A 9,610-nucleotide genomic window follows, 5' to 3' on the forward strand; every position below is an offset into this window, starting at 1 on the left:
ATTCACTATGCCACTACATAACGTAGAAATTCCCATTGAGCTGTACGAAGAGCTAGAGATATATAAAGAAAGTCACGCACGACTAAAAAACCTAAACAAACGCAATGAGCTTGTTCAGTCAGGTGTGATTTTAGATGCCATAGATTACCTGTTTACTTCAAATAAAGGGACGCCTTACTCGGTCAATACGTTAGAAACTCACTTTTCAAACCTTCGAAAACAGATACGCGAAGTGGATTCTTCTTGGTATTACCGTATTCATGATTTACGTTCTACCTTTGCCACTCATTGGCTTTGGAAGGAGTCAAAAGAGCGTGATGTTGGCTATGACTATCTTATGGATGAATTGGCTCTACTAATGGGGCATGAATGCACGTCAACCACTGAAAAATACATTAAGTACATGAATAAGCTGGACGACCAGATCAGCATGGCCAAGGCCAAAAACCGCAAAATAAACGGAGGTTGGTCGTAATGGCGAAAAGTAAAATCGCAAGACGGTCCGAAGCCATTAAGCATGTGCGCAACGCTCAAAATATCATTCCTTTGAATCTGACGATCCCTTATAAACGTAACGACTCAAGTCGACCAAAGCAGTTCGATGTTTCTCATTTATTGCACTTAGGGTGTAGCAAAGAAAATGAAAAAGTAGACAGTCGAACCGTATTTATTCGGCGCTTTTGCGAGAAAGCTAACCAATATGTCAGTAATGGTAACTCAGCAAACACTACCGCAAAGCTCTACGAAATATTACGCTCCTATCTTGCTTTTTGTGATGCGGTAGATGTTGGCCCATTTGCGGAAAGTGGCTATTTAAAGTTTGCTGGCAACGATGGCGAATTACGACATCGTATCAAGGTGTTTAACCCTTCCAAACGCCTATGGGAATACAATCATGGTGATGAGTTAGGCGTTAAAGAATCGGCGGCTCCAACAATGCTTTCAACTCTGCGTAATGCGCTCGATTGGTGTGGCGTGCCTGCTTCCTCTTGGGCTGTGCTTCATAGAGGGTTTGCAGGAGAAAAGACGCCATATAAGGGGTACTCAGATGAGGAAGAAAAGCTTCTTGTGACACGGTTAGAGGCGTTATTCTTCACTGTTGCGCCACAGCTTATTGCTGCCAAAGAAAACAATATCCCCTTACCAGAAACGCTTCCTCTTATTTTTGCCCTTGGTGAACATGAGGAAGTGATTCAAATCCCAACATCATTGGAAACGCGAAATACACATGTAAGTAAAAGTGGCACCGTTGTTAATAGTGGCGCAGCCTTTAATCTCACAATGGGTGCTGCCTATCATCTGTTGTGCTTTTTCACTTCACTCAATGACAGCAACATTCGAGATCTTGCCCACCCAATTAAGGTTCATACAGAAGAGTGAGATAAGAGCCTACAAGTGGTAAAGGTCTCAAGCTATAAGCCTAGAGCGAACAAAGCAGTCGATGCCCTATTGGTGGGTGAGCAATTTGACATTGATAAGCGTGGTGGGGTGAAATTTATTAAGTTACTAGAGCGACTGTCCAAGCTGTACGGCAACAGTGAAGATGGCTCTGAGTTACTGTTTACCTTGAATAATCACGCCGCCGTGAATGATACCTTTAATTTGCAAGTCCTAAATAAAAAGCTCGTTAACCAACTGCACCTATTATCTCCGTATCGAGCTGGCAACCTGCCCTGGTTTAAAGAGCTGTTTTACGCCTACCGCAACCAACAAAAAATCACGCTAAAGAAAGTGATTAATCCTCTGGGTCGCCGCGTTGCTTATAAAGAAGTACGGGCAACCAGCAAGAGTAAGGCAGTACAAGGGGCGACCAATAGTGCTTATTGTATTTTGTCTTGCTACACAGACTTACCACTCAAAGGTATTTTACTTCCACTCACCTACTCTGAAAAAAATAGTGATGGCAATATTACCGTTTCTTTTAACTATAGATGTGGCATGGGTGGTTTCTTTAAAGTACCTGCCTCTGATTTGGCTTTAATCAAAGATATTGAGCAATATGCAACTGAGAACGCAGACAAGCAGCCAAAGAAATATGAACGACTGCTTTTAACTAGAATTAGCAAGTTCGTCCCTAGAGATTGGGAAGGCATCAGCCCTATTTCAGCAGACCTAATGCGGACTTGGTCTGTTGAATCAAACCATTACTACCTCTCTCTTCAATCGAGTCGCTGGCGAGAAATGACCAGTAACCAAGCCTATGCTGAAGGAGGGATTCAAGCGGCTCAAAGCTTACTCCAAAACGTGAAGGAAACGTTAGACAGAAGTTATCTGAACGGGCTTTCATCACTGAATAAGGTCATCATCTCTCAGGGTGTGGAGGTCATAGAAAACCTCGATGATGATACGAGCTTAGAGCAAGCAAAAGACATAGTAGCGAAAAGGCGTGGTATCCCGATATTGTCAAACGATGAGGCGAAGAAAAAGCGCGAAGAAGGCAATATTAAAACTAACCCCAACGGGCTAACTTGTAATGGGCAGCAAGTCATTAGCGATGGTAAGAACACACAACGTGAAACGAACTATGCGCTAGGCATCAACTTACCTTGTGCCGAATTTGATATGTGTCACAAGTGCCAATCGGCCAAAGCGGCAGATGACGTTGAGGCTATTTATAAGCTCATATCATACATCGATGTTCTTAAGGAAATCCTTGATATGTACCCTGATTCGAAAGGGGATATTCATGAAAAAATTGAACAGTATGAGTATACGCTCGATGGGGCGAGTGACGATATATTCGATGAGGCTATGAAGCGGTTTAATACCCAAGGTCGTCACCCAAGAGTTTCCATCGACCACGCGCTTTTATCCCTATAGTTACGGAGGCTCACATGATAAAACTCACTGACCTAGAACATCAAAACAAGCTTCTTAAAGCACAAGAACATGTTGGCGCTCATATAAATTACCTAATGGACGTATTAAAGCCAGCAACTGAGTGTGGCGATTGGGATGAACTCGAAAACCTTGATATAGGCTTTACTGTTACGGGTGAATCATTAGGCAAAATTGGCGATGATGACGCTTGGAGAAAGCTACGACCTTATTTTGAGCAAAAACCAAAGGAAATCAAAACTATAGATTTTACGCTCGATGGGAAAGTCATTGAGCGCAACCTAAAAAATCAACTTAAAACCCTCTTACTTAAAATGATGTGGCTATCACCTCATGCCCATTCGTTTAACACTATTAGTAATGCATTAAATGAAATAAAAAAAGTCATCGCCCCACTGTTAAATGAAGGGTTTAATTCGCTGTCTGCTTTAGACTTTGACCGACTCGAAACTTGGGTGCTAACGGGTTTTACCAGTATCGACTTTGAAAGAGAGTCAATTTACAACGGATTAAATCACCTTTACAAAGAAGCCAGAGGTTTGCCGTTTGAAGTTAACCTAAATAAAAAGCTTAACGCCTCTGACTTTGGTTTAGCAATAAAAGAATCTAAGCAGCATAAGGTTATTCCACAGAGGCTCTACTATCTTGGTCTTCAAAGGTCAGAAGCCCTGATTAATGAAGCTTATGCCCTGCGTGATGAGCTAGAGCAATTGGCAGAATACATCACCACATACTTTGATAAGATGTATGAAGGTTATGCTAAGTATCTTGCCAGTGATGAAGCCATACTTAAAAACGGTGACATTCAATGGTATTTAGGGAGCACTAACAAAGGAAATAAGCAGCGCAAACTTGCTTTTCAAGACGCCTTTGCAACGCTTCATTCTCCAAATGAAGAAGAAACACTTACTCTTATACGTCTTCATAAACCAGAGATCCGTAGCGACTACAGGGATAACTTCCATACCGAACGTAAGCTAACGATTGGGCAATGGACCATCACCAATCTCAAAGAGGCTCAATCGCTTTTTAAAAAGCTCAATGGTGGCTGCCTATGGGGTTTAATGGCTCGAACAGGAATGAGAGCCGATGAGATGTATGACCTAAACACCGCTCAGGGCTGCACGACTGAGATAATAAAAAGACAGAAGATACACGTTATACATGCCAACCTATCAAAGACAGCTAAAGGCTCTCAATCAAAGCAAGATGAATTTGTCACTACCGAAATCGGCATGAAAGCGTATGAGGTTCTTCAAGCTCTACATTCACCACTAAGAAAGCGGCATCCTGACTCACAATCTTTTTTCCACAAAATAAGAGAGGACTGTAGTGAAATAACTAAGTGTCAACTAGGGAAACATTCTCAAGCTTGGTTTGAAAATGCTATGGGCGAAGAACTTGCGCTAACCAATGAAGACATTCTTGACCTAAAAACATCTGACCCAAACTTATCGTTTGAAGTGGGTAAGAATTATGAATTTACAGGCCATCAACTTCGCCGCTCTTTTGCTTACTACCTGATTGGATACGAGCTTTGCAGTTTTCCGCAACTCAAACAGCAGTTCAGCCATGTGTCTATGGCGATGACAAGGCATTACACCAAAAACGCCAGCAAATTCCAGAAAATCAGAAAGCTAAAACACAACTTAGCCCATACCATTGATGACGAAAGAATCGATCAAAAAGCCCAAGTCTATCTAAAAATTTACAAAAAACTCGCAAATAAAGAGCGTGTTGCCGGAGGCAAAGGCAAAGAGTTTGCTAAAAGCATGATGAACACAGACCGTAACTTATTCAAAGATAAGGTGGACAATGACATGCTTTCTCTAAGCTATTGGAAAAAGCAAATTAGAGCTCAAAACCGCCACATTCATGCTGTTGCCCCAGGGGTATATTGTACTTCCACTACCTGCGGTTTAAGAACGCTAGTTAACCTGATGGAATGTGTAGACTGCAAGAACGATTACATCGTTGATGCTGTATTTGCCGAAGCAAAGCGTAAAGAAGCCGAAATTCACATGCTTTATGATATTGAAAACAACGAACTCACTCCTCAAACCGCCTCTGAATCTTACATAAAAGTTCAAGCTGCTGAACGCATTATGGATGATTTAGGTATCGACTTTGAGCCTGTCATTTTCCCTGATGAAGTTAAGAACTTACTCATCCCATACGGAGTGATTTCATAATGTCACAGATAACCAAAAATAAGCTAATCAAAGCATTGGAAAGACTGTTGGATGGTGATGTAGCGAAGTTGACATCGAAAGAGCTGCGTAATAAAGCACGAAAGGGCAAGCTCAAAATCAACAATAGCAATGTTGAAAAAGAAGCGGGCCTTTCCGCTGGCGCACTCAGAAGGCATAACGACGTCGTTTTAATGATAAAAAATAAATCATTAGAAGTACAAGTTGCTCAGGATGAAACCGCTGACTCCCCTATTGAAGTGCTTCAAAAAGAAATAAAGGCACTCAAAGGTGAGCGAGCACAGGCAAATAAGAAGAAAAAAGAGTATTACGACGAAGCTCAAAGCCATAAAGATACGTTAGCTGTTCAAGCAGCCACTCATATTAAGGTCGTTCAAGAACTAATGGAAATGCTGCATGAAAGTCAGCGAGAAAAGGCAATGGATAAAATCGTATCGGCTCGTTCAGATAATATTATTACTCCCCTATTTAGAAAACCAAAGTAGCTTTTAGCACTATAACCCCAAAGGTCGTCCTGTTTAGTGCAATCACTAGACAGGATACTAAATTAACGATAAAAACGTACACTCTAATATAATAAAAATGCACTAAAAAGGACGTAGCGAATAACGCTACGCCACATACCATTAATTGAGAAAATAAGGACAAAACCAATGGCAATCGAAGCTGGACAAATCGCACCAGATTTTACCCTAAATGACCAAGACAATAACCCAGTGACGCTATCTGATTTTCAGGGAAAAAAGGTACTGCTCTATTTCTACCCACGCGCTTCAACACCCGGCTGCACAGTTCAGGCTAAAGGGTTACGAGATACTAAAGCTGAGTTAGATGCCCACAATGTTGTTGTTCTTGGTGTCAGCCCAGACACACCGCAAAAATTAACAAACTTTATCAACAAGCAAGAGCTTAACTTCACTTTGCTAGCCGATGAAGAGCACACTGTTTGTGAAAAGTACAATGTTTGGCAACTCAAGAAATTTATGGGCCGCGAAAATATGGGGGTAGTACGAACAAGCTTCCTGATTGATGAGTCTGGTAACCTTGAGCATGTCTTTAACAAGTTCAAGACCAAAGAGCACCATGAAGTCGTATTAGACTACCTAAACAGCAAATAAGCTTCCATAAGCAATTAACTCTTAACTTGGGGACAGGCATGATTGGCTACATTCGAGTATCTGATTCACAAAGAGCCGATGGCGAATCACAAAGAGAAGCTATCAAGGCGTACGCTGCTAAACGTGGCATACAAATAACGGATTGGATAGAAGAGCACGTGTCTGCCACCAAGACAGAGTTGAGTGAGCGGAAGTTATTTTCTCTCATCACCTCTCAACAAAGTATCATTGTATCGGATATCACTCGGTTGGGTCGCCATAAAGTTATGGAGCTAGTAGGTGCCATTGGTCAAATAGCCTCATACGGTGAGCTACATTTAGCATACAACGACACCATCATAAGCTCAGAGAACGTTGATAATGCTGAAATCATTTTTACAGTTATTGGGCAGTCTTTTGCCAGCGCTGTAGAAGCCCAGAAGCGCTCTGAGCGAGCTAAAGCTGGTCACGCTAAACGTAAGGCCAAAGGGCTATCATCTGGCCGTCAGAGGGGACAGAAGGTAAAATCAAGGCTTGATGAGCATACAGCGTTTATATTGAACCTTCTCGACACCAAGACCACCAAAGCTGAAATTCTTAGGCAACTAAACGAACGTGGTGTATCGATTTCTAGAAGTAGATTTTACTCTTGGTTGGAAGCTCGTGGGCTTCATAACAAAAAAGCTGAATTTCAGGTGGACATGTTCTCATAACAAGCCTAGTTTGTCTGACGTCCCTTAATTTTCACTAAACACGTTTTTGCCCATCTTTGATTCAGGCCGGTTCGGCCCAACCGATGATGGTATACATAAGCTGCTAGACAGCGCATGAATTAACTCGAACCCTAAGATAACGTTATATCCCCACGGCGAACTAGCATGCAAAAACGCGAGTAGTCATGACTATAAACGAATACTCTATGAGGAACGCTAGAGCCGCTCATAAATGAATCGAATGCTGAAAGAGTGGCTTTCGGTAACGATGATGGGTCAACAACTTTCCAGGGAACGTCTGGCAGTTCGAATTCTTCTAATGTCGGCAATAAGTTTAAGTATGGGTCAGTCATGCATTTTATCCCTGCTTATAGTGTTAGATTAATCAGTAGTGCTTAAATTTATTTGGTTTAGGTTCTAGATGATTTCAATTCAATGGATTCTCGCCACTGCCGTGATTCCTTAACACTACGCTCAAGGTGATCGTCACTTTTAAGATGCAAACCGTTTCGTCGGTTACGAGCGGCACGGTACAAGATAGCTCTGCGTTGTTTCTCGGTCATAAAACCTCCCATTCACCAATTTGCCAGTATGATTCTATTTTTGCTAGTCCTATGTTTATGAAAGTCAGTTTTGAACTTCCTAACATAGCAAAGTTCACAAAGGTAATGTGTTGAACTCTCCGTATTTATCATTGATAAGATAAGCCACTTCTCTATTGCGCGCATCCTTAGATAGTAGCAACTCAGCCATAGTTAGTAATGCCAACGCAGGTTGACCAATTTTTAAAGACTCGCCCCAAAATGGCTTTATTACTTTAAGAGGTGGTAACTCTTTATGTCCGATAGAGTACTTGACCGGTTGATGTCGGCTAAACAATAGTATCTCGTGAGGGTGGTTATATTTTGTAAGCTGAGTCGCGGCCACTTCTCCACCCCAAACATCTCCTGGCTGCAATAAGATATCTTCCCAATTGTCAACCGGAGGATAAGTCGTCACCTGATGATAGCGAGCTAAAATGTGACCATAGCTTTTCAACCATTCATAACGCAGCTCAGGCTCATTTAAAAATCTTCTTTGGCGTTTATTCTTTACTATATGGTTGTTTTCAATAAGGTACTTCATTGCCTTTGTAACCATACCAACCGAAATGTCCGCTTTAGATGCAATATTCGCATAGGTCCCATTGATAAGGCCTTTTTCAGCGAAAAGAGCAAATAAGCACTTCATGATACCGATAGTCATAAACTGGTGAGATTTATTTTGTTTTATCGGAGGTCTATTGCCAATGAATATGCATATGTCACCAGTCATTACTCTTACGTTTCCGGAGTCATCGGCATAGTTGATGTTTGAGTCATGGCATAACTGCCTAAGATAATCGCTAAGGTGATTACAGAAAAGTATGTCGTTAGCTTTTGGTCGTCGTTTCAAATAGCTTTTAATACTTTCTTTACGATGTATATGAGCATAAAAAATATTAAAAGTTATCGGCTGACCATTAACTGTCATTTTAAGCTGTGGCCTACCACCCATTTTTCCATCCGTATAGACAGCGTTGAATTCTGACGGTAAGCCAATAAGATTGGGTTCGTTATGGAGTTGTTTCATCGTAAATACACGCCTCACGCATTTTTCATGATTCATGAAAAAAGTTAAACTATAGAGTTTTATAGCTTAAAAACTTAAAACTTTCGAGAAAAATGAAAAAAAGCAGTAAGTTTTATTGAGGAAATTTCATTAAAATCAATAAGTAGGATTAAAAATATACATTCACTACGCATTTCTTGAAAGTATGAATACAACAATAGGATGAATGATATTTTTATTATAATAATCAATATATTAGTTCTATTTTTGGGTCATTTTTTGTCATGCTAAACCCACTTTATGTGAGAACCATCAATATTTGTATTTATTATTTAAAATCAATTATTTATAAAAATAATGAGTGCTTGGGAAAAGGATTAATTCATACTTTCAGTACGTACTTTCAAACTTTCAGTACGCCTATTTTTATGATGTTGAGCAATAAACTACCGCAGAAAAAGAAGGCTAAAATGCTTCATAATCCAAAGAGCTCAGACAGAGACTTTAACGGTTGCCCATGTACTCAATACTATCTATCATTACACCAGACCAAGCATACGCCCCTTGGTCTTTAAATATGAGGCATACTTTGTATGTGGGTCCGCGCAGCACTTGGTCACAGTCAGTTCGTAAGGAACAAAGGTGACATTGAGATGGCAGCGGCATTTCTAACTTACCATCGAAAAATTCTCAATAGAACCGTTCAGGGTCCCATCTTCTAATTTATCCATTTCTCTGTATCTAAACGATCTTACCGGTTGTTGATAATCTCTCTAATTCATTTCGTCCCCAAAATTTAATGCTCTTTTTCGCAAACGCACTTTTGCCCCATTGTAATCTAGACCTTTTACTCATTCACAATCTGTTCATGAGCTTTTCCCCTACGAAAGGTTATCTGAAGCAATGTGTTGTCAAAGTTATATGCAAAGGCTATTTACCCCGTCATATCTGTTGGTATTGTTGAAGGTTAAAAAGAAAGAAGGCATTATTGGCCCATAAAATACGGACAGTCGACATATAGAAAGCGTTATGAGCTTCCAAGAATAGAAGGAAAATATGGCAGTTTTAGAAATTCTGACTGCACCAGATCCAAGGCTTAAGGTCAAAGCGGAAAAGGTGCAAGATCTCTCCACGGTAAACATGGCTCTTCTCCGCTTAGATG

The 9,610-nt window shown here is 40.7% G+C and carries 8 protein-coding genes and 1 pseudogene; 6 read left to right on the forward strand and 3 right to left on the reverse strand.

What is annotated here, in order from left to right:
• From PL85_RS14340 to PL85_RS14365, 6 genes and pseudogenes are all read left to right on the forward strand, one after another.
• Positions 1–475: tyrosine-type recombinase/integrase (locus tag PL85_RS14340; RefSeq protein WP_194573190.1), on the forward strand; the 475-nt coding region annotated here is incomplete at its 5' end.
• Positions 475–2,820, forward strand: a pseudogene (locus tag PL85_RS14345) (hypothetical protein). The gene PL85_RS14340 and the pseudogene PL85_RS14345, both read left to right, overlap by 1 nt.
• 14 nt (positions 2,821–2,834) lie before the next feature.
• Positions 2,835–5,030, forward strand: a complete 2,196-nt coding sequence (locus tag PL85_RS14350; RefSeq protein WP_115339202.1) for a site-specific integrase — start codon at positions 2,835–2,837, stop codon at positions 5,028–5,030.
• Entirely contained in the window at positions 5,030–5,533 is a 504-nt protein-coding gene (locus tag PL85_RS14355) for a bacterioferritin comigratory protein (protein ID WP_115339203.1), read from the forward strand. The genes PL85_RS14350 and PL85_RS14355 overlap by 1 nt, the downstream gene beginning before the upstream one ends.
• A 168-nt stretch (positions 5,534–5,701) precedes the next feature.
• A complete protein-coding gene (gene bcp, locus PL85_RS14360; RefSeq protein ID WP_032082394.1) occupies positions 5,702–6,166 on the forward strand; it encodes a thioredoxin-dependent thiol peroxidase in 465 nt (154 codons plus the stop codon).
• 38 nt (positions 6,167–6,204) lie between these two features.
• Positions 6,205–6,858 (forward strand): recombinase family protein, encoded by a 654-nt coding sequence (locus tag PL85_RS14365; RefSeq protein ID WP_017048851.1) that lies wholly within the window; start codon positions 6,205–6,207, stop codon positions 6,856–6,858.
• A gap of 131 nt (positions 6,859–6,989) precedes the next feature.
• On the opposite strand, the gene PL85_RS18875 is transcribed toward PL85_RS14365, so the two are convergent.
• The 3 genes from PL85_RS18875 to PL85_RS14375 all read right to left on the reverse strand — a co-directional run bounded on the left by PL85_RS18875 (position 6,990) and on the right by PL85_RS14375 (position 8,469).
• The gene (locus tag PL85_RS18875; protein ID WP_013868469.1) at positions 6,990–7,211 is read right to left on the reverse strand and encodes a hypothetical protein; all 222 of its coding nucleotides are present in this window, start codon (positions 7,209–7,211) and stop codon (positions 6,990–6,992) included.
• Positions 7,212–7,268: 57 nt separating this feature from the next.
• Positions 7,269–7,421: a hypothetical protein gene (locus PL85_RS14370; protein WP_157726750.1), complete on the reverse strand. Its 153-nt coding sequence runs from the start codon at positions 7,419–7,421 to the stop codon at positions 7,269–7,271.
• 94 nt (positions 7,422–7,515) lie between these two features.
• Positions 7,516–8,469 (reverse strand): type IV toxin-antitoxin system AbiEi family antitoxin, encoded by a 954-nt coding sequence (locus PL85_RS14375; RefSeq protein ID WP_230389537.1) that lies wholly within the window; start codon positions 8,467–8,469, stop codon positions 7,516–7,518.
• Between the last annotated feature and the right edge of the window lie 1,141 nt (positions 8,470–9,610).

The sequence above is a fragment of the Vibrio anguillarum genome, assembly GCF_001989995.2.
Lineage (GTDB): Bacteria > Pseudomonadota > Gammaproteobacteria > Enterobacterales > Vibrionaceae > Vibrio > Vibrio anguillarum.